Raw genomic sequence first — 18716 nt, 5'->3', positions numbered from 1 at the left:
TTATATGTGCCGTCGAAACGCGGTCGTGGGCGGGCGCAGGTCCCTGCCTTCCACCCGCGCCTATCTTGGCGTAGAGCTGGCAGCGAGGCTGCGGAGCCATTCGCGTCCGTTATCGTGGGGGCTCAAATTGGACAAAGCGAAGGAGGGGTATTGGATCGCCGATCTCTATGGCGAACTTCAACTCGCGCCCGCGCAACCCCGCTTCAGAATTCGCGCAATCCTTCCGGGAATCATTCCCGTCACTATCGCTGCGTTTGCAGCTCTCTGGCTTAGCGGCCAATACGGCGCACCACCGATCCTCATCGGCTTGCTGCTCGGTTTTGCGCTCAACTTTGCCAGCGCCGACGCGCGGTTGCTTCCCGGGCTCGATTTCGCATCGCAAAGCGTGCTTCGCATCGGCATCGTACTGCTCGGCTTGCGCATAACTTTTGCCGAGGTTGCAACGCTTGGGCTGTCTCCCTTTCTCGCCCTGCTTACAATCATGGCGGCGGTGATCGCGACCGGCATCCTGTTTGCCCGGCTCGCCCGGCTGGATTGGCACTTCGGTCTGCTGGCAGGCGGGGCCACGGCGATCTGCGGTATTTCCGCCGCGCTGGCGCTGTGGGGCATGATTGGCGCGAAGCGGGTAAGCCAGGAGAGCTTCGCGATCGTTGTGCTCGGCATAACGCTGGCGAGTGCCCTGGCGCTGCTGACCTATCCCGGCATCGGGTCACTTGCGGGCCTTTCGGATAGCCAGGCCGGTTTCCTGATGGGCGCCAGCATCCACGACGTCGCGCAGGCTATCGGCGGCGGATTTGCCTTCTCGGAACGGGCGGGGGATGTGGCCACCCTCGTCAAGCTGTCCCGGGTTGCCCTGTTGGTCCCGCTGCTGTTGCTTGCGGGGCTCGTTCTCGGACGCGCCAGCAGTGGCGCGGAGCCCCGAGCCGGACAAACGCTGTCGCTGACCAAACGGATACCCTGGTTCATCCTTGCCTTTGCGGCCGTATGCGCCGTGAACAGCCTTGTCGACCTGCCGCCAGCGCTGTCGGCCTGGGGTCTCGAGATGGCGAGCTTCTGCCTGTTGCTCGCCATCACCGCGGCGGCGATGAAAGCGGATCTGTCCGCCATCCTGACCGCCGGCTGGCGATCCTTCGTTCCTGTGATAGGGTCAAGCCTCGTCGCGTTCCTTCTCGCGCTCGCGGCAGCGCGTCTCGTCGTTCCCGCTTAAGGATATCCGACCATGTCCATTTTCACCGACCATCCGCATTCCATCGGCGAAAGCTATGGCGAACATCTGGTCAGCGCGTCCCGCTTTGGCGGCCGTTTGATGGTCGCGGGGCTCGCCTGCATCGTCCACGGGGTGTTTCCCTTCTGGTGCAAGGCGACCGGGAGCAAGGCGGTAAAGCGCCTGTCCGCCGAAATGCTGCACGGTCGCGAGAAGTTCGATGGCAAAGCCCCCAAGGGCCAGCAGAAGGACTGGTGTATCTAGCCTGTCACCGAGGCGGCATGCGTATGGCGCCGTCCAGCCGGAACTGGTGACCGTTGATGTAACCGTTGCGGGCGATCTCGAGGATCAGCGAGGCGAACTCTTCCGGGTGGCCAAGCCGCTTGGGAAAGGGAACGCTGGCGTTGAGCTGGTCCCACATCTGCGGATTGCGATCCTTCATGCCAAGCATCAGCGGCGTTGCGAAAATGCCCGGCATGACCGAATTCACCCGGATGCCGATATCCATCAAATCACGCGCCATAGGCAGGACCAGACCGTTCACGCCAGCCTTGCAGCTGCCGTAGATCACCTGCCCGATTTGACCGTCCTGCGCAGCTACGCTGGCCGTCAACGTGATGCATCCGCGCTCCCCATCCTCATTCAATGGCTCGCTATTCGCCATTCCCAGCGCAGAATGGCTCGCGATGCGATAGGACGAGACCAGAATGCCATGCGCTCCGAATTCATAATCGTCGGTCGAAAGGCGGGCGTAGCGCCCTTTTTCCTTGTCCCAGCCGAGTGTCTTGCCACGCCTGCTGGCCATCGCGCAGTGGACGGTGACGCGTTCCTGACCATGGGCTTCGCGGGCCTGGACGAAGCCATCGATCACGGATTGTTCGTCGGTTATGTCCACATGCACGAAGGTGCCGCCGATCGCTTGTGCATGCGCTTGCCCGGCCTCGTCATTGACGTCGAAGATGGCCACCTTGAGTCCCGCCTCCGCCAGCGCGGTCGCGCTCGCCTTGCCGAGGCCTGATGCCCCGCCGGTGACCACTGCTGCCATGCCCTGGTCCAGTTTCATCTCGAACTCCTAACCCTTTGCCTGATGCACGACCGTGCTATCGCATGCGATGAGCGCGAGCCAGAGGAGCCCTTACGCCGTGTCATCCTTCCTGTTTGCCATGGTCGCAAGTTTTCTCGCGGCGACCGGAGCGCGCGACCAGCTGCTCGTCGCGGCGCTGCGCGCGCATCTCGGCCCGTCGAACGGCTTGCTGGCCATCGCGATCGTCAGCGCCATGGCGACCGCGGCAATCGCCGCCTGGTTCGGGAATACCCTTGCATCACAGCTCTCGGCCGATGCCGCGACCATGTTCGTGGCACTGGCCATGCTGCTGGCCGCCGCCGAGTGCGCCTGGCCGAACCGGGTAAGGGAGGCCAGGGAACCGACCCGCTCGCTTGGCGCGATCGCCATCGTGCTGTTCCTCCGTCAGCTTACCGACGCCTCGCGTTTTTTGATCGCGGCATTCGCTGCCGCCTTTGCTTCGCCGGAACTCGCCGGGATCGGAGGCGCAATCGGGGGGTCGGCCGCCGTCGCCATGGGATGGACAATGGGGGCGCAGCTGACGGCTCGATTGCCGCTTCGCATGATCCGGCTGCTCCTCGCAGTGATTCTGCTGGTCTTGGCGATATGGCTCGGTCTCTCGGCCAGAGGATTGATCGATTAAATCGATTGCTGTCTGAGCCGAAGATCAAGAAACCGATTTGCCGACCGCCCGTTGAGTGATTGAGATCTGATACGAAAGGGATTTTATCATGGCCGAACTCGGCGACAACGCAAAAGCCGGTCTCGTAACCGCGCTTAATGGCGCGCTTGCGGATACGATGGCGCTCTATTTCAAGACGAAGAACTTTCACTGGCACGTCGCAGGCCCACGCTTTCGCGACCTGCATGTCTTGTTCGATGAACAGGCCGCCCAATTGATCGGAACGGTCGACGACCTTGGCGAGCGGGTGCGCAAGAACGACGAGTACACGCTGACCTCGATCGGCATGGTGCAGTCGGAAACACGCATCAAGGATCAGGACGATGTCACCTTGACCGCAGATGCGATGGTCGCAGAACTGCGCGACGACAACCGCCTGCTGCACAAGCGGCTCGGCGAAGTGAAGGAGGCGGCCGAAGATGTCGGCGACAATGCCACCAGCGGCATCGTTGATGACTGGATCGACCAGTGCGAAGAGCGCATCTGGTTCCTCAACCAGACCTCGAAATAATCGTCGTCTGAAGCAAAAACATGCGACTGGCCGCTTGCGCTCTTGGGCGCGGGCGGCCTTCGTGTATTGAGGGCGCCATGGCTGACGTTACCCTGATCGAGAATGCCGACGATGCGACCATCGCGGCCTGGTTCGTGCGCGAGATTGGCGCAGTGCTGGAACAGCGGGAAGGGCCGGTGACAATCACCGTTCCGGGCGGATCGACCCCCTTTCCGATCATCGAGCGCATGCTCCAGGCCGACCTCGACTGGGCCCGCCTTGTGATTTGGCCGAACGATGATCGCATCGTGGCCGAAGATCACGCGGCGTCAAACACGGGCAAGCTGCGCGCACTGTTCGAGCCGGCAGGTGCCGAGGTCGTAACCCTGTCGGTGATGGAGGCCGTGCCGGCGTTCGACATCGCCTGGCTCGGCATGGGCGCTGACGGCCACATTGCCTCGCTCTTTCCCAACACCGATCCCCAGGTGGACGAAGAGCGGGCCATTCTGCGCCTCACCCCCGACCCACTGCCTCCCGAAACCCCGTTCGACCGTATCAGCCTGACCCTGCCGTCGCTGCTGAACAGCGACAGGATCGTGTTCGTCATGCGGGGCGAGGACAAGCGAGCCGTATTCGATGCTGCGCAGGCGGGAGACAGCGATTTGCCGGTGGCACGCCTGCTCGGCGCTGCGCGACAACCGGTGACATGCTTCGCCTGATACCTGATCCGCTCTATCGCGCCGCGCTGCGCGTGGCGTATCGCGTACGGCACAGATGGCGCAAGCTGCGCGGGGTGACGGGTCGCGGAGTCTGCGTGATCGCGCACGATCTCGAAGGGCAGGTGCTGCTCGTCCGGCACAGCTATGGGCCGCCGGGCTGGTATCTTCCCGGTGGTGGACTGAAGCGCAAGGAACTGCCCGAACAAGGGGCGCGTCGCGAATTGCGGGAGGAGATCGGATGCGGCATCGAAGGCCTACGCTTCCTTGGCGAGGTGGATGAGACTCTGTCCGATGCCCCACACACAGCCTATGTGTTTTCAGGCGTGGTCGATGAAATGCCGCGGCCGGACGGGCGCGAGGTGATCGATGCCCGTTTCTTCCCGACCCATTCGCTGCCCGAGCCCCTGTCTGGCGCAACGCGTCGGCGGCTCGCCATGTGGCAGGATCGCCGCGGCTAGAGCAGGTTGAGCTGCGCGTCGGGCCGGGAGGCGGGCGCCGCATCCTTGTGTTCGAGCTTCGAAAGGGTCAGCCCCATCAGCCGGATCGGCATTGGCAGCGGCAGGACCTCTTCCAGGAGCGTGCGACCGATCGTCGCGAATTCGTCCTTGCTGGCAATCGGCTTTTCGACCGTCCTGGCGCGGCTGAAGATGGTGAAATCGTTGTATTTCAACTTCAGCGTGACCGTGCGGCCTTTCGCCTCGGCTCGCTCGATATAGCCCCAGACGATGTCGATGATGTCCTCCATCGTCTCGCGCAGTTCGCTGCCTGAAGACAGGTCGCGGCTGAAGGTGCGCTCGCCGCCGACCGATTTTCGGATGCGGCTGGAGCGCACGGGCCGCAGATCGATGCCGCGCGCCGCACGATAGAGATAATCGGCAAAACTGCCGAAATGGGCGCGGAGCCACTCGATATCCTTTCCGGCCAGGTCGCCGCCGGTCTCGATCCCCAGGCGCGCCATCTTCTCCGCCCCCTTGGGGCCGACACCGTGGAAACGCCGGATGGGCAGCCCGGCGACGAAATCGGCACCTTCGCCAGGGCGGATCACGCACAGGCCATCAGGCTTGTTCTGATCGCTGGCGATCTTTGCGAGAAACTTGTTGTAGCTCACACCGGCGCTGGCCGTCAGCCTGATCTTGGCGCGTATCTCCTGCCGTATGAGCTCGGCGATGCGGGTGGCGCTGCCGATGCCGAGCTTGTCCTCGGTAACATCGAGATAGGCTTCGTCGAGGCTGAGCGGCTCGACCAGATCGGTGTGATGGCGGAAGATCGCGCGGATCTGCTGGCTGACCTCTCGATAGGCATCGAAGCGGCTCTTCACGAAGACGAGGTCGGGGCACAGGCGCTTGGCGGTGACCGAAGGCATCGCGCTGCGCACGCCGAACTTGCGTGCCTCGTAGCTCGCAGCCGCCACCACGCCGCGTCCACTCGATCCGCCGACCGCGACCGGCTTGCCAAGCAGTTCCGGGTTGTCGCGCTGCTCCACGCTGGCAAAGAAGGCGTCCATATCGACGTGGATGATCTTCCTGAGGCCATCCGCCTCGGTGTCATCGTCGGTGTCGGTCTGGTCGGCCATGGCTCGCGATAGATAGGCGCATGGGTTGCAAAGCGGAACCTTTGGGTCCACTCGCCATTTTGTGCAGATGCGAACAGATCAGCCTGCCGCGGGAGAACGCCCGCAAGCCGCCGCGGCCAAGCGCTCGCGGATCGGCGAGCTCGAGCTGATCTGGATGATGGCGCTGCTGATGGCGCTTAATGCCTTTGGCATCGATGCAATCCTGCCGGCGCTCGATGTGCTGGCCGAAGACCTGGGCGCAAGCGGCAACGATCGCCAGTTCGTCGTGGGCGCGTATCTGCTCGCGGCCGGCATCGGCACGCTGATACCCGGCGCCTTTGCCGATCGCTACGGCCGTCGCCCGGTGCTGTTCACCGCCCTGTTTCTCTACATCGCGCTGTCGATCGCTTGTGCGCTCGTTACCTCGTATGACGGGCTGGTTGCCTTGAGGGCCGCGCAGGGTTTCTTCGCGGCGGGCATCATCGCGCTGCCGCCGGCAATCATCCGCGACCGCGTGGGTGGCGACAAGATGGCGCGCATGATGAGCCTGATCTTCGTCATTTTCCTGCTCGTCCCGGCCGTGGCCCCCAGCATCGGACAGGCCGTGCTTTTTGCTCTCGGCGACTGGCGCTGGATTTTTGCCTCCATGGCCTTTGCGGGTGTGGCGATGAGCCTGTGGGTCTATATCCGCCTGCCGGAAACGCTGCACGAGGAAGACAAGCAGGAAATCCGCATTCCCGTCATCGCGCGCAACATGAAGGCGGCTATCACCCTGCGCGAGACGATCGGCTATACGCTGGGCAGCGCGCTGGTCTTTGGCGGACTGTTCGGGTTCATCAATTCCTCGCAACAGCTCATTGGCGAGGCTTTCGGAGCGGGTGACCGCTTCCCGCTGATCTTCGCGATCTGCGCGGGCTGCATGGCAATCGCGAATTGGTCGAACAGCCGGATCGTGGAGCGGTTCGGGGCGCGCCGTGTGAGCCACGCGGCTTTATTCGCATTCATCGCAGTGGCTGGCGCACAACTCTATTTCGCCAATCAGCCGGATGAAACGCTGTGGACCTTCGTGCCGCTGATGGCGGCCAACATGAGCCTGCTTGGCTTCATCGGCGCGAATTTCGGCTCCATCGCGCTGCAGCCGTTTCGCCATATCGCGGGTGCGGCGTCTTCTGCGCAAGGGTTCCTGCGCATGACGAGCGGCGCTGCGCTGGGCGCTTATGTCGGCTATATGTACGATGGCACCGCGCGGCCCCTGGCGACCGCGCTGCTCCTGACTGCGGTGCTGAGCCTGATATTCGTGCTGTTCAGCGAGCGCGGCATGCTGTTCGGGCCACCGCAGCCGGAAGACGACTAGCTCTCGCTTTCCACCCGGCGCCAGGCGAGTTCTGCAAATTCGCACAAGAGCGGGCGCGTGTCGCGCGGGTCGATGATATCCTCGACATTGAAACGTTCGGCGCTGCGGAAGGGCGAGGTGACCTTGTCGAGCCGTTCGCGGATTGCTTCGAGCTCTGCCCGAGGATCTTCGGCGGCTTCGAGATCGGATTTGTAAGCGACCTCCAGCCCGCCCGCGATGGGCAGGCTGCCCCAGTCGCCGCTCGGCCAGCAGAACCGGTATTGATAGGTCTCGGCGTTGCTCATCGCGCTGCCGGCAATGCCATAGGCGCGGCGCAGGACGATGCTGGCAAGCGGGACCGTCGCCTTGTAGATCGCGTTCATCGCCTGCACGCCGTAGCGGATCGTGCCTGCCATCTCGGCCTCGCGCCCGATCATGAAGCCTGGGTTGTCGACCAGGTGGACGATGGGCAGGCGAAACTGGTCGGCCAGCTTCACGAAGCGCTCGACCTTCTCGCTGGTCTTAGCGTCCCAGCTGCCGCCCAGGTAGCTTGGATCGCTGGCAAGCACCATCACCGGCCAGCCGTCCAGCCGGGCGAGAGCGGTGATGCAGGCGCGGCCCCACATCTTGCCGATTTCGAAAACGGTGCCCTGGTCGAAGACCATCTCCATGCAGCGGCGCATGGAATAGACCTGCTTGTCCTCGCGCGGAACGAGAGAGAGCAGGGCTTCTTCGCGCCGGTGGACCGGATCGGTGCAGTTGGAACGGCGGGCGAGCTGACCCACATGCTCGGGCATGAAGCTGAGGAAGTGCCGCGCGCGGGCGAAGGCTTCGGCCTCGCTGGCGACTTCGTCATCGACCACGCCGTTGCGGGTGTGGATGCCGCTGCCGCCGAGGTCTTCCTTCGCCTGCTGGTGATCGTCCGAACCCTTGTAGCTATCCCCGAGGCCATCGACCACGGCGGGTCCGGCGGCGAAGATCTGGCTGAGGCCCCTGACCATGATCGAATAGTGGCTGGCGACGATCCGTGCCGCGCCGAGTCCCGCCGTGGGGCCGAGCGCCAGCGCCACCACCGGCACGGTGTCGAGGTTCTTGACCACGTCCGACCAGCCGGGCACGGCAGGAATATAGGTCGCGCCGATCTGCTCGAGCGTCTTGACCGAGCCTCCGCCCCCGGTGCCGTCGATCATGCGGACGATGGGCAGCTTGAGCTCGTGCGCCATCTTCTCGGCCTGCACCATCTTGCGGCTGATCCCGGCGTCCGCCGCGCCGCCGCGAATGGTGAAATCGTCCGCCGTGGCGACCACGGGGCGACCGTTGATCGTGGCCTTGCCGAACAGGAACGGGGCGGGGAGGACGGTATCGAGATTACCGTCCTCGTCATAGGAGCCCTTGCCCGCGATCTTGCCGATCTCACGGAAGGAGCCGTCGTCTACCAGCGCCGCGAGCCGGGCGCGCGCATCCATCTTGCCACGCCCGTGCTGCCGCGCGACCTTGTCCGCGCCGCCCATCTGCTCGGCGAGGGCTTCGCGCTGGCGCAGTTCCTCGAGTTCAGCTTGCCATGACATCTCAATCTCCGTTCGCCCTGAGCGTGTCGAAGGGCGGTCCTTCTCTTCGGGACCTGAGCTAGAAGAAAGAGCGGTGCTTCGACAAGCTCAGCACGAACGGATCGAGAGATCAGCCCTCTTCCGTAGGCTCCACCACGCACAGCACCGCCTCGACCTGAACCTGCCCGCCTTCGCTGGCGGAGAGTTCGGTGACCGTCCCGTCGAAGGGTGCGGTGAGCGCGTGTTCCATCTTCATCGCCTCAAGCACCATCAGCCGCTGTCCGGCCGTGACGGCTTGGCCCTCGGCCACATCAACCGCGATGACCTTGCCTGGCATTGGCGCGAGGATGGCGCCGTCGGCGGTGGAGGCTGCTCCAGTGCCGCGTTCGGGCGCGTCCTCATAACGAAAGGTTCGACCATCAAGTGTTATTACACCGCCTGCGGATTGCGGTTGGACTTCATCGAACGCCGCCAATTCAACTTCATGAACCTTACGATCAACCGAAACGTGAACCTTTGTTCGTGGCCCAGAATTTAGGCGAAAACCGAGCAAGCCAACGTTTGATCGATTTGAGACAAACTTGCCAACCACGTTTTCGGCAGCAAGCTGCAGCGTAGCTTTATCGGGTTCAACCGGCTGGAGGAGCGCGTCTTCATTCGCAGCAATGAAACCCGTGGTAACAGCAAACTCGGCAAACTCTGGATGAATGAGACATTTGAGCAGGAATGGCGCGTTCGACACCACTGGCCAAACGGCCAAGTGTTCGAGAGCCTTTGCAAGTTCTAATCGTGCGGTATCCCGGTCGCCGCCGGAAACGACGATTTTGGCGATCATCGGATCGTAAAATGGCGAAACTGAATCGCCTTCTTCCACGCCCGTTTCGATGCGTAATTCTGCGAACAAGTCCTTGTCTTTAGGGAAGCGAAGAACCTCCAACCGGCCTGTGCTGGGCAGAAAGGTGATCGGGTCTTCCGCATAGAGCCGCGCCTCGATGGCCCAGCCATCGATGCTAAGCTCCTCCTGCTTCAGCGGGATCGGCTCGCCACTCGCCACCCGCAGCTGCCATTCCACCAGATCGACCCCGGTGATTTCCTCCGTCACCGGGTGTTCCACCTGAAGCCGCGTATTCATCTCCATGAAGAAGATGCGATCGGCGCGCAGGCCTTCGCTGGCGTCGGCGATGAATTCGATCGTGCCCGCGCCCTCGTAATCGACGGCCTTGGCGGCGCGCACGGCGGCGGCGCAGATTTCCTCGCGCGTCGCCTCGTCCATGCCGGGGGCGGGGGCTTCCTCGATCACCTTCTGGTGGCGGCGCTGCAATGAGCAGTCGCGCTCGAACAGGTGGACGACATTGCCGTGGCTGTCGCCGAACACCTGCACTTCGAGATGGCGGGGCGATGTGATCCACTTTTCGAGGATCACATCGTCATTGCCGAAGCTCGCCTTGGCCTCGCGCCGGCAGCTTTCGAGCGCGGAGAGGAAGTCCTCGGCCGCATCGACCTTGCGCATGCCCTTGCCGCCGCCGCCTGCGACTGCCTTGATCAGCACGGGATAGCCGATCGCGTCGGCTTCCTGCTTCAGGCGTTCCGCCGACTGGTCGTCGCCGTCATAGCCGGGAGTGACGGGCACGCCCGCCTCGCGCATCAGCTTCTTGGCGGCATCCTTCAGCCCCATCGCGCGGATCGAGGACGGCGGCGCGCCAACCCAAATAATTCCGGCATCCATCACCGCCTGCGCGAAATCCGCATTCTCCGAGAGGAAGCCGTAGCCCGGATGGATCGCCTCGGCGCCCGTCTCCTTGGCCGCCGCGATGATCCTCTCGCCCACGAGATAGCTCTCGGCAGCGGGCGAGGGGCCGATGTGCACCGCCTCGTCTGCCTGCCGCACATGCAGCGCCTTGGCATCGGCATCCGAATAGACCGCCACCGTGGCGATCCCCATCTCGCGCGCAGTGCGGATGATGCGGCAGGCGATCTCGCCGCGATTGGCGATGAGGAGCTTTGAAATCATCAGCGTGCGCTAGCCGTAGCGTCGCGGCCGTTCAAGCTACCACCCGGCGACGGGGCGGAAATCGTGGCGGCTCCACAAAATCGGCTCGCGCGGTCCGGCCGGGCGGTTCCACAGGGCTTCGACGAAAGCCGTCGCGACATGCCACGACTTTTCCAGCCCGCCGACGCGCGTGCGCTTGTCCCAGGCCAGCTGGCCACGTTCCAGCACCTTGCGCCCGATCGCGCCATAAATATTGGCCGCTGCCAGCACGGCCCAGCGCTGGCGAAACCGCAGCTTTCTCGCCCCAAGCTTCGAGGCCTCTTCGTGCTTTTCCATCAGCGCGATCAGGCGCGGCATCAGGCCGGCAAGTGCAAAGCGGTTTTCCGGCAGAGCATGTTCGCCCGCCTGCCAACCCATCTCGTCGAGCCAGGTCTTCGGCAGGTAGCATCGGCCCGCTTCCGCATCTTCCACGATGTCGCGCGCGATATTGGCAATCTGAAAGGCGAGGCCGAGATCGCAGGCCCGGTCCAGCGTTTCGCCGTCGTCCTTGTTAACCCCCATTACGACCGCCATCATGATCCCGACTGATCCCGCCACGTGGTAGCAATAGCGCAACATGTCGGCTTCGGTCGCCGGCTGCCAGCGCGTGGCATCGAGCGCGAAGCCGCCGATCATGTCGTTGGCGAGGTCCCATGTAAGGCCGGTTTCATCGGCGACCTGACCGAAGGCATCGAAAGCGAAATCGGCGGTCGGCTGTTCATCCAGCGCCCGCTTCGTCAACACCCGGATCGCCTGCACGCGGTCTTCCGCGCTTTTCAGGTCGCCCTGGTCGCCCAGCGGGCCGCCCTTGTCCTGATTGTCGGCAATATCGTCGCAGCGGCGACACCAGGCATAGAGTAGCCAGCTGCGCTCGCGCGTGCGGCGGTCGAACAGCTTGCTTGCTGCAGCGAAACTCTGCGATCCATCCTCGATCGCCTCGCGCGCCTTGGCGACGAGATTGGCCCGCTCGCGCCCGCCACCGGCGCGCGCGGGGGTCGCCCGAATCTTGCTGGTCGTCAGGGGGCGGGGGGTATTCAGAGGTCGTCAGCCTTCATCTGGAAGATCGGCGTGTGCGGTTCGTAACTGCGCATTTTGTCGAGCAGGCCGCCCAGCGTCGTATCGTGGACAAGGATGTTCTGGTGCACCGGGCGAACGAAACCGACCTCTGCCATCTTGCGATTGAAGGTGATCAATTCGTCATAAAAGCCGAAGGCATTGAGCAGGCCGACCGGATTGTCATGATAGCCCAGCTGTGCCCAGCTCATCGCTTCCCACAATTCGTCCATCGTGCCGACACCGCCGGGAATGGTCACGAAACCGTCGCTGAGGTCGGTGAAGCGCTGCTTGCGTTCGTGCATGCCGCCCACCGTGTAGAGCTCGGTGCAATCGTGATTGGCAACTTCGGAATTGGCGAGGGCATCGGGAATAACGCCGATCACTTCGCCCCCCGCATCGAGCGCGCCGCGCGCAACCGCCCCCATCAACCCGAGCCGGCCGCCGCCGTAGACGAGGCCGATATCGCGTTCGGCCAGCCCCGCGCCGACATCGTAGGCCAGCTGGATATAGCGCGGATCCTCGGGCGAGGCCGAGCCGCAATAGACGGCCAGGCGGTTCACTCGACCAGATCCTCCACCATCAGGCCGGCGGTCGCCTTGGCGCTGCCGACCACGCCGGGGATGCCTGCGCCAGGATGCGTGCCCGCGCCTACGAGATAGAAATTGTCGATCACGTCGTCGCGATTATGCCCCCGGAAGAATGCGCTTTGGGTTAACACCGGCTCGAGGCTGAAGGCACTGCCCATATGGGCGTTGAGGTCAGTCGCGAAATCGCTCGGCGCATAATGGAACTTGGTCACGATCCGGTCGTGCAGGTCGGGGATCAGCCGCCGCTCGATCTCGTCGAGAATGCGTTTTTCCAGGATCGGGCCCATCTCGTCCCAGTCGACTGCCAGCTTGCCCATATGGGCGACCGGGACCAGCGCGTAGAAGGTGCTCTTGCCCTCGGGCGCCATGTCGGGATCGGTCACCGAGGGATGGTGCAGGTAGATCGAGAAGTCTTCCGGCAGCACGCCATTGTCGTAAATATCTTCCAGCAGGCCTTTGTAGCGCGGCCCGAACAGGATCATGTGGTGCGGGATGCCCGGCCAGGTTCCCTCGATCCCGAAATGGACGACAAACAGGCTGGGGCTGAATTTCTTGCGAGACAGCCCCCGGGCATAGCTCTTGCCCCGCTTGGAATCGGACAGCAGGTTGCGATAGCTGTGCATGATGTCGGCATTGCTGGCGACGGCATTGAACCGCTCGCGCCAGCCCGAAGCACACTCGACCTCCGTCGCCTTCGTGCCCAGCGTGTGGACCTGCAGCACCGGATCGCCAATCCGGACCGTCCCGCCAATGCGCTCGAAATGGCGGATCATGCCGGCGACGAGGCGATTGGTGCCCCCCTTCGCCCACCACACGCCGCCGTCTTTCTCCAGCTTGTGAATCAGCGCGTAGATGCTGCTGGTCTTCATCGGATTGCCGCCCACCAGCAGGGTATGGAAACTCAGCGCCTCGCGCAGTTTCTCGTTCTCGACGTAGCTCGACACCATCGAGTAGACGCTGCGCCAGGCCTGTTGCTTGGCAAGGGCCGGCGCGGCCTTGAGCATCGACTTGAAGTCCAGAAAGGGCTTGTGCCCCAGCTTTACGTAGCCTTCGCGATAAACCGCCTCGGAATAGTCGAGGAAGCGCTGATAGCCAGCCACGTCCGAAGGATTGAGCGCCGCGATTTCGCTGAAGAGCTGCTCTTCATCGTTGGAATAGTCGAAATTGGTGCCGTCGGGCCAGTTGAGGCGATAGAAGGGCATCACCGGCACGATCTCGACATCCTCGGCCATGTCGTGTCCGGTCAGTTCCCAGAGCTCGCGCAGGCAATCGGGATCGGTGATAACGGTCGGGCCGGCATCGAAGGTGAAACCGTCTTTTTCCCAATAATAAGCCCGGCCGCCGGGCTTGTCGCGTCCCTCGACCAAAGTGGTCTGGATGCCGGCGGATTGCAGCCGGATGGCGAGCGCCAGCCCGCCGAATCCCGCCCCGATGACGCAGGCCGTTTTCCCGGTGGGTACAATCTCGGCAGTCTGGGCTTCGCCCGCGGCGGTGGGCGGCGTTTTCGTCTCGGCGTTCATGGTCTTCCTTCATGGACGAGCGGCGCGCCCTTGCCAAGCAGGGCCCGGATTGCCGCGGGTATCGGGATCGGCGGTTTGCCGATCAGAATGCGGCCCTTGTCCGGAAGGGTGGACCGCCCGGCATAGAAGCGTTCCACCAACGGTTCGGGCAGCCGATAGAAATGCGCGAAGATGCGATAGCGTTCCTCCGGCTCGCCTCCGAGAAACAGCATCCGGCCCAGATGGCGGTAGAATGCCGTGTCGCGCCAATGGTCATGCGCGCGCCTTTCGAACCGGGCGGACAGCTTTTGCGCCGGAGATGCGGCATGGCGTGCCAAGGTCAGGGCGTTGTCCACTGCGAACGGGACGGTATAGCTGGTGAGGGGATGGGTGAACCCACCGCGCGCGCCGATCGCGACGACACCGGGCGTGGCGAGGGACTGGCGCTGGGCAGCAAAATCCCCACCGGTAATGACCGGCAGAACGCCGGTTTCCTCGCCCACCGTCTCGCCGCTCCACCCATTGGCTGCGCAATAGCGGTCGATGCGGCGCGAGAGGCTTTCGCGATCGAGCACCGGGCTGTCAGCGTAATAGGTGTCCTCGACGAACAACTCGTCAGTGCCGAGCGGCAGCGTATAGACAAAGCGATAGGCATCGTGCTGTTCGACCTGCGCGTCCATCACGATGGGTCGCGTGATCCCATGCGGGGAGGAGAGCCGCAAGTGACGCCCCAAAAACAGTTGCCAGCCACCGCGCAAGTGCGGCGTAGGCAGCGCATCGCGGCAATCGACAACGATTTGCGCGCGCACCTTCTCGCCCGTCGCAAGCTGCACGCTATCCGCCGCGACCTCCGCGACGGGCGAGTTCAGCCGGAGCGCGGCTTGTGGAAGCAGGCGGCGCAGGGTCGCGTCGAAATCGCGACTGGCGAGCGAGCGATAGGTCGATGCGAGGGTGCGCTCCAGTCCCGGAAAGCGGACATCGTACCCGACGTCCCAGCGTGTCTGGGGAAACGCAGCGAGCAAGTCCTCGCCCGCCGGTGCAAGATCGCTGTCGAACCAGCTCCAGCGATGGTTGCCGCCGTACACGTCGCCGCTTTCGAACAGGGCGATTTCGAGGGCTGGATGCGCACGATGCACGGCAAGGGCAGCGAGGCCACCGGCAAGGCCGCCACCTACTATCGCCATGTCGATTGCGCGCCCGGTCATCGCGCAGGGGCTTAGGCAATGCGGGCGCGCCGGGCAATCGCCTTGCGTTATCCGGGGGAACGCAACGCCGCACTGCGAATTGAAAAGGCTGACACGGACGCCGGGAACGGCACGGGGGAAAATGAGAAAGCACTTCATGAAAACCACAGTTTCCACGGCGATCGCTGCCCTTGCACTCGTATCGGCGACCCAGCTCTCCGCGCAGGAGCAGGAGCCTCCGACCGGCGATCCCTTCGCCGAGGACAGCGTGTTCGACGACAACTGGATCAGCATCGGTGTTGGCGGTGTATATTCGCCCAGCTACGATGGATCCGACGACTACGTGTTTACGCCAATCCCGATCGTGCAGGGCCGGCTTGGCGGGATCGGCATCGATCCCCGGCCAGCCGGTCTCGCTCTCGATTTCCTGCCGGATGCCGAGAGTGGCGTGGATATCTCCGCCGGCATTTCCGCACGCATCCGCAATAATCGCGCCGACCGCATCAAGGACGAGGTGGTCGAGCAATATGGCGAACTCGACACTGCGATCGAGGTCGGTCCGACGGTCGGGCTGAGCTTTCCCGGCTTGCTAAATCCCTTCGACAGCCTGACAGTCAGCACCGATGTGCTCTTCGATGTCGCGGGCGCGCACAGTGGCTTCACCGTCAGCCCCAGCGTCACCTATTTCACGCCGCTCAGCCGCGCGGCTATCGCCTCGATCTCGCTCAGCACAAACTGGGTGAACGATGACTATGCGGAGTATTACTATTCGGTCCCGCAGATCAATTTCGTACAACCTGGCGTGGCCCTGCCGGCCTTCGATGCCGATGGCGGCTTCGACCGGGCGGGGGTGAACCTGCTGCTGGGCTACGATCTCGACGGCGACGCGACCAATGGTGGGCTCGCGCTGATCGCCTTCGGCGGCTATTCGCGGCTGCTCGGCGATGCCAAGGAAACGCCTTTCACGAGCATTCGCGGCGATGCAGATCAATGGAGCGCGGCGCTGGGGATCGGCTACACCTTCTAGGCGTACCCCCTCCGGATAGGCGCGGTGCATTGGCTCAGCCGCTGCTCCCTGTCCAGGCGACCCATTCCGCCTCCTTGCGACCGACGCGTTCTATCCGCTCGCGCAACTTTCCTTCAAACGGGACCCCGGGCGAGATCGGCAGGGCCCGGGCATCGCCGATTTCGAGCGCATAGATTCTGTCGTCCTCGCCCAGATAGGCCTTGGCGGCGGTACCTTCGACCAGCGCATCGCACTTCGAGCTGATACTGCGCATCTCGACCGACATGAGCCATTCGGAATGGCTGTTCGCGAACAGCAGGTAAGCCGTAGCATCGTCCTCGTCAGCGGGTTTGAGCAGACGCGCAGTGCCTCGGCGTTCGCGGCCACCGTCATAGGCGCGGCGCCGGCGCATGCGGAGCACGCCATGATAGGCCGCGGCATAGATCAGCAACGCGCCGAAAAGCGTGAAGATGACGGCCATGGCGAGCGGCAAGCCTTCGAGGTCCGGAAAATATCCGAGGCCTGCCGCAATCATGACTGCGCCCGCCGCTATTCCCAACACTGCCCGCACGGCCCGCCGCCTTTCACCAGGTGATGGCGGCGGGCACTAGCACGGCACTGGTAAGCGCGAGGTTACCTTAGTTTTCTGTGCCCTCGTCGTCGCTCGAAAGATCCAGCTCGGGTCGCGGATCGGGCAGCGGTGCGTCGCGGTCGCCGCTCTTCAGGTAGGTGTCGAACCAGCGCATCATCCGCTTGTTGTAGTCATATCGCGCGGCCGCTTTGCTGTTGCCATGGCCTTCGCCGGGATAGAGCACGAGGCGTACCGGGACTTCGGGCTTGCGCACCTTGATCGAGCGGTAGAGCTCGTAGCTCTGGCTTGGCGACACGCGCGTATCCTCCTCGCCGTGGAGGATCAGCAGCGGGGTGTTGGCCTTGTCGACATGGTAGATCGGCGAGACCTCCAGCATCTTCTGCCAGTCGTCCCACGGCCAGGCGCGGCTGTGAACATTGTACATCTCGTACGGGATGTCGGTGGTGCCGAACTTGCTGATCTGGTTGGAGATGCCCACGAACATGACTCCCGCCGCGAATTCGTCGCTGAAATAGGTCGAGCTCCACGCCGTGGCGTAGCCGCCATAGGAGCCACCGGTCACGCCGACGCGATCCGCATCGGCCACGCCCATCTCGACCAGTGCACGCTTCGCATCGACCAGATCGGTGAATTCGGGATCGGTGTAATTGCCCTGGTGCTGCTTGGAGAAGGCCGTGCCGTAAGCAGTCGAGCCGCGGTAGTTGGGCAGGAAAACGGCATAGCCCTGTCCCGCAGCGACCTGGCCCGGCGCGCCATAGGCGGTGTTCCAGCCGTCCGATTCATGTGCCTCGGGCCCGCCGTGTACGTCGAGAATCAGCGGGGCGCCGCCGCGCGGAACGCCGCCAACCGGTTCGATCAGGATTCCTTCGACCTGCTGGCCATCGCGTGCGGTGTAGGTCAGCGTGCGCTGAGTGCCGAAGTCGATTTCGGACAGCCATGGGTTATGCGAAGTCCATCGCTGAAAGGCGCCATTCGACCAGACGAACAGCTCGGTCGGGTGCGTCGCGCTGCTGGCCTCGACTGCGATCGTCCCGCCGCCGCTTTCCACGCTAGCCAGCAGCAGGTCACCGCCTTCATGTTCCTCAGCCACGCTGCCATCGGCGTTGTAGATCCGCAGCGCGCTCTCCGCACCCTTGTGGACCACTGCAGCGAGGCGGCCGTCGGCAAGCCATTCGGCATCGATGGCGGCTTCGGGGGCGCCGGCGTTAAGTGCGCGATAGCTGCCATTCGAAACATCGACGAGATGCAGCGTCGTTTCCGCCGGGTCGTTCATGTCGACGCCGGCGATCATGGAAAGCTGACGGCCGTCGGGCGAAATCTCGATATCGCCGAGCTTGCCCGGCGTTTCGACGATCGAGCGGACAGTGCCGGTCTGCAGGTCGATGATGTGCGCCCGCTTGGAGGTGTATGCATCGTCGATCTGCGGCGTCGGAGCGCTCTCGACCACGCCGGTGCGCCCGTCGGCCGCGACGTGAAAGCCGCTGACATAGCCCGGAATGGTGACTTCGCGAGGATCGCCGTCAACCTCTGTGCCGACCCGCGCGGCGAACAGGCGGTTCAGCCGGGCTTCCTCTTCGTAAACAATCGCATCGAAGCCGGCTTTCGCCTGCTTCTCGCGCGCCTCGTCTTTCTCGGCGGCGGCCAGCATCCAGATGGTCGAACCATCGGCCGACCAGGCGTAGGAGCGCACCGCGGCGTCCTCGACTGCGGCAAGCTTGCGCTGTGCGCCGCCATCGACCGGGATGCCATAGACTGCGCGGTCCTCGTCCTCGTCGGCCCACAGGAAGCTGATCATGCGGCCGTCGGGCGAAAAGGCGATGGACGAGGCGTTGATGTCCTCGGGCAAGAACTCGCGAACATTGTTCGGGCCAAAAGCCATGTTGAGCTGCAGGCTGGTCGAGCCGTTGTCCTCGCCCTCGGTTACGTCGGGCAGGCTGGCAGTGGTGAATGCCACGCGGCTGCCATCGGGCGAGACGGCGACCGTGCCGACGCTTTCGAGCTTCGCCACGTCTTCCGGTGTCATCGGACGGGCCTGCGCCTGCGCGGCAATCGAGGCAGTGGCAAGGAGGGCTGCGGCAGTAGTCGCGGCGCGAAGTGTCATCGAAATTCCTCTCTCGTGGTGAACGTTTGGCCGCTTCATAGCGACCACGGCGCGAAGGGCAAATCGCGCTGT

Annotated in this window: 18 protein-coding genes; 8 read left to right on the top strand and 10 right to left on the bottom strand. The window is 63.7% G+C overall.

All coding sequences use genetic code 11. The annotated features are described in order from the left end of the window. The first annotated feature begins 127 nt into the window (after positions 1-127). On the top strand, positions 128-1207 hold the full coding sequence (locus P8Q88_RS13900; protein WP_278324426.1) for a YeiH family protein: 1080 nt from the start codon (positions 128-130) through the stop codon (positions 1205-1207). A gap of 12 nt (positions 1208-1219) precedes the next feature. Beyond that, a complete protein-coding gene (locus P8Q88_RS13895) occupies positions 1220-1468 on the top strand; it encodes a DUF6356 family protein (RefSeq protein WP_278324425.1) in 249 nt (82 codons plus the stop codon). Positions 1469-1472: 4 nt separating this feature from the next. Here P8Q88_RS13895 and P8Q88_RS13890 read toward each other — a convergent pair whose 3' ends face one another. Continuing rightward, positions 1473-2267, bottom strand: coding sequence for an SDR family oxidoreductase (locus P8Q88_RS13890; protein WP_278324424.1), 795 nt, complete (start codon positions 2265-2267; stop codon positions 1473-1475). A 79-nt stretch (positions 2268-2346) separates the two neighbouring features. Between P8Q88_RS13890 and P8Q88_RS13885 the strand changes: the two genes are divergently transcribed. The 4 genes from P8Q88_RS13885 (at position 2347) to P8Q88_RS13870 (ending at position 4616) form a co-directional block, all read left to right on the top strand. After that, positions 2347-2910, top strand: coding sequence for a TMEM165/GDT1 family protein (locus tag P8Q88_RS13885; RefSeq protein WP_278324423.1), 564 nt, complete (start codon positions 2347-2349; stop codon positions 2908-2910). Positions 2911-2998: 88 nt separating this feature from the next. After that, a complete protein-coding gene (locus tag P8Q88_RS13880) occupies positions 2999-3460 on the top strand; it encodes a Dps family protein (protein ID WP_278324422.1) in 462 nt (153 codons plus the stop codon). A gap of 77 nt (positions 3461-3537) precedes the next feature. After that, a complete protein-coding gene (locus tag P8Q88_RS13875; RefSeq protein ID WP_278324421.1) occupies positions 3538-4158 on the top strand; it encodes a 6-phosphogluconolactonase in 621 nt (206 codons plus the stop codon). Continuing rightward, entirely contained in the window at positions 4146-4616 is a 471-nt protein-coding gene (locus P8Q88_RS13870; protein ID WP_278324420.1) for an NUDIX domain-containing protein, read from the top strand. The genes P8Q88_RS13875 and P8Q88_RS13870 overlap by 13 nt, the downstream gene beginning before the upstream one ends. On the opposite strand, the gene dinB is transcribed toward P8Q88_RS13870, so the two are convergent. Continuing rightward, positions 4613-5731 (bottom strand): DNA polymerase IV, encoded by a 1119-nt coding sequence (dinB, locus tag P8Q88_RS13865; protein WP_278324419.1) that lies wholly within the window; start codon positions 5729-5731, stop codon positions 4613-4615. The genes P8Q88_RS13870 and dinB overlap by 4 nt on opposite strands. A 67-nt stretch (positions 5732-5798) precedes the next feature. Between dinB and P8Q88_RS13860 the strand changes: the two genes are divergently transcribed. Then, positions 5799-7064, top strand: coding sequence for a multidrug effflux MFS transporter (locus P8Q88_RS13860; RefSeq protein WP_278324418.1), 1266 nt, complete (start codon positions 5799-5801; stop codon positions 7062-7064). Here the strand turns inward: P8Q88_RS13860 and P8Q88_RS13855 are convergent. From P8Q88_RS13855 to crtY, 6 genes are all read right to left on the bottom strand, one after another. Further along, positions 7061-8611, bottom strand: a complete 1551-nt coding sequence (locus P8Q88_RS13855) for an acyl-CoA carboxylase subunit beta (protein WP_278324417.1) — start codon at positions 8609-8611, stop codon at positions 7061-7063. The two genes, P8Q88_RS13860 and P8Q88_RS13855, sit on opposite strands and share 4 nt — an antisense overlap. Positions 8612-8720: 109 nt before the next feature. After that, a complete protein-coding gene (locus tag P8Q88_RS13850; protein WP_278324416.1) occupies positions 8721-10601 on the bottom strand; it encodes an acetyl/propionyl/methylcrotonyl-CoA carboxylase subunit alpha in 1881 nt (626 codons plus the stop codon). A gap of 36 nt (positions 10602-10637) precedes the next feature. Beyond that, positions 10638-11624 (bottom strand): phytoene/squalene synthase family protein, encoded by a 987-nt coding sequence (locus P8Q88_RS13845; RefSeq protein WP_446532571.1) that lies wholly within the window; start codon positions 11622-11624, stop codon positions 10638-10640. Between the two features lie 29 nt (positions 11625-11653). After that, positions 11654-12235 (bottom strand): LOG family protein, encoded by a 582-nt coding sequence (locus tag P8Q88_RS13840; protein ID WP_278324415.1) that lies wholly within the window; start codon positions 12233-12235, stop codon positions 11654-11656. Continuing rightward, complete coding sequence (locus P8Q88_RS13835) at positions 12232-13782, bottom strand: phytoene desaturase (RefSeq protein ID WP_278324414.1); 1551 nt, start codon at positions 13780-13782, stop codon at positions 12232-12234. The genes P8Q88_RS13840 and P8Q88_RS13835 overlap by 4 nt, the downstream gene beginning before the upstream one ends. Continuing rightward, positions 13779-14966: a lycopene beta-cyclase CrtY gene (crtY, locus tag P8Q88_RS13830; RefSeq protein WP_278324413.1), complete on the bottom strand. Its 1188-nt coding sequence runs from the start codon at positions 14964-14966 to the stop codon at positions 13779-13781. Before crtY ends, P8Q88_RS13835 begins: the two co-directional genes overlap by 4 nt. 136 nt (positions 14967-15102) lie before the next feature. Between crtY and P8Q88_RS13825 the strand changes: the two genes are divergently transcribed. Further along, positions 15103-15972: a MipA/OmpV family protein gene (locus P8Q88_RS13825; protein ID WP_278324412.1), complete on the top strand. Its 870-nt coding sequence runs from the start codon at positions 15103-15105 to the stop codon at positions 15970-15972. Between the two features lie 34 nt (positions 15973-16006). On the opposite strand, the gene P8Q88_RS13820 is transcribed toward P8Q88_RS13825, so the two are convergent. Further along, a complete protein-coding gene (locus P8Q88_RS13820; RefSeq protein WP_278324411.1) occupies positions 16007-16522 on the bottom strand; it encodes a hypothetical protein in 516 nt (171 codons plus the stop codon). A 67-nt stretch (positions 16523-16589) separates the two neighbouring features. Beyond that, positions 16590-18644 carry a S9 family peptidase gene (locus P8Q88_RS13815; RefSeq protein WP_278324410.1) on the bottom strand — a complete coding sequence of 685 codons (2055 nt, stop codon included), beginning with the start codon at positions 18642-18644 and terminating at the stop codon, positions 16590-16592. Positions 18645-18716: the final 72 nt, after the last annotated feature.

Source organism: Qipengyuania marincola (assembly GCF_029688625.1).
GTDB lineage: Bacteria > Pseudomonadota > Alphaproteobacteria > Sphingomonadales > Sphingomonadaceae > Qipengyuania.
Note: the sequence above shows the minus strand (reverse complement) of the source record. Positions and strands in the feature narration are given on the sequence as shown.

Bases quoted from the DNA above. Each gene is read 5' to 3' on its own strand.
- dinB (WP_278324419.1), bottom strand. From the start codon at position 5,731: ATGGCCGACCAGACCGACACCGACGATGACACCGAGGCGGATGGCCTC.
- P8Q88_RS13870 (WP_278324420.1), top strand. From the start codon at position 4,146: ATGCTTCGCCTGATACCTGATCCGCTCTATCGCGCCGCGCTGCGCGTG.
- P8Q88_RS13875 (WP_278324421.1), top strand. From the start codon at position 3,538: ATGGCTGACGTTACCCTGATCGAGAATGCCGACGATGCGACCATCGCG.
- P8Q88_RS13860 (WP_278324418.1), top strand. From the start codon at position 5,799: ATGCGAACAGATCAGCCTGCCGCGGGAGAACGCCCGCAAGCCGCCGCG.
- P8Q88_RS13850 (WP_278324416.1), bottom strand. From the start codon at position 10,601: ATGATTTCAAAGCTCCTCATCGCCAATCGCGGCGAGATCGCCTGCCGC.
- P8Q88_RS13890 (WP_278324424.1), bottom strand. From the start codon at position 2,267: ATGAAACTGGACCAGGGCATGGCAGCAGTGGTCACCGGCGGGGCATCA.
- P8Q88_RS13855 (WP_278324417.1), bottom strand. From the start codon at position 8,611: ATGTCATGGCAAGCTGAACTCGAGGAACTGCGCCAGCGCGAAGCCCTC.
- P8Q88_RS13880 (WP_278324422.1), top strand. From the start codon at position 2,999: ATGGCCGAACTCGGCGACAACGCAAAAGCCGGTCTCGTAACCGCGCTT.
- crtY (WP_278324413.1), bottom strand. From the start codon at position 14,966: ATGACCGGGCGCGCAATCGACATGGCGATAGTAGGTGGCGGCCTTGCC.
- P8Q88_RS13815 (WP_278324410.1), bottom strand. From the start codon at position 18,644: ATGACACTTCGCGCCGCGACTACTGCCGCAGCCCTCCTTGCCACTGCC.
- P8Q88_RS13895 (WP_278324425.1), top strand. From the start codon at position 1,220: ATGTCCATTTTCACCGACCATCCGCATTCCATCGGCGAAAGCTATGGC.
- P8Q88_RS13825 (WP_278324412.1), top strand. From the start codon at position 15,103: ATGAAAACCACAGTTTCCACGGCGATCGCTGCCCTTGCACTCGTATCG.
- P8Q88_RS13835 (WP_278324414.1), bottom strand. From the start codon at position 13,782: ATGAACGCCGAGACGAAAACGCCGCCCACCGCCGCGGGCGAAGCCCAG.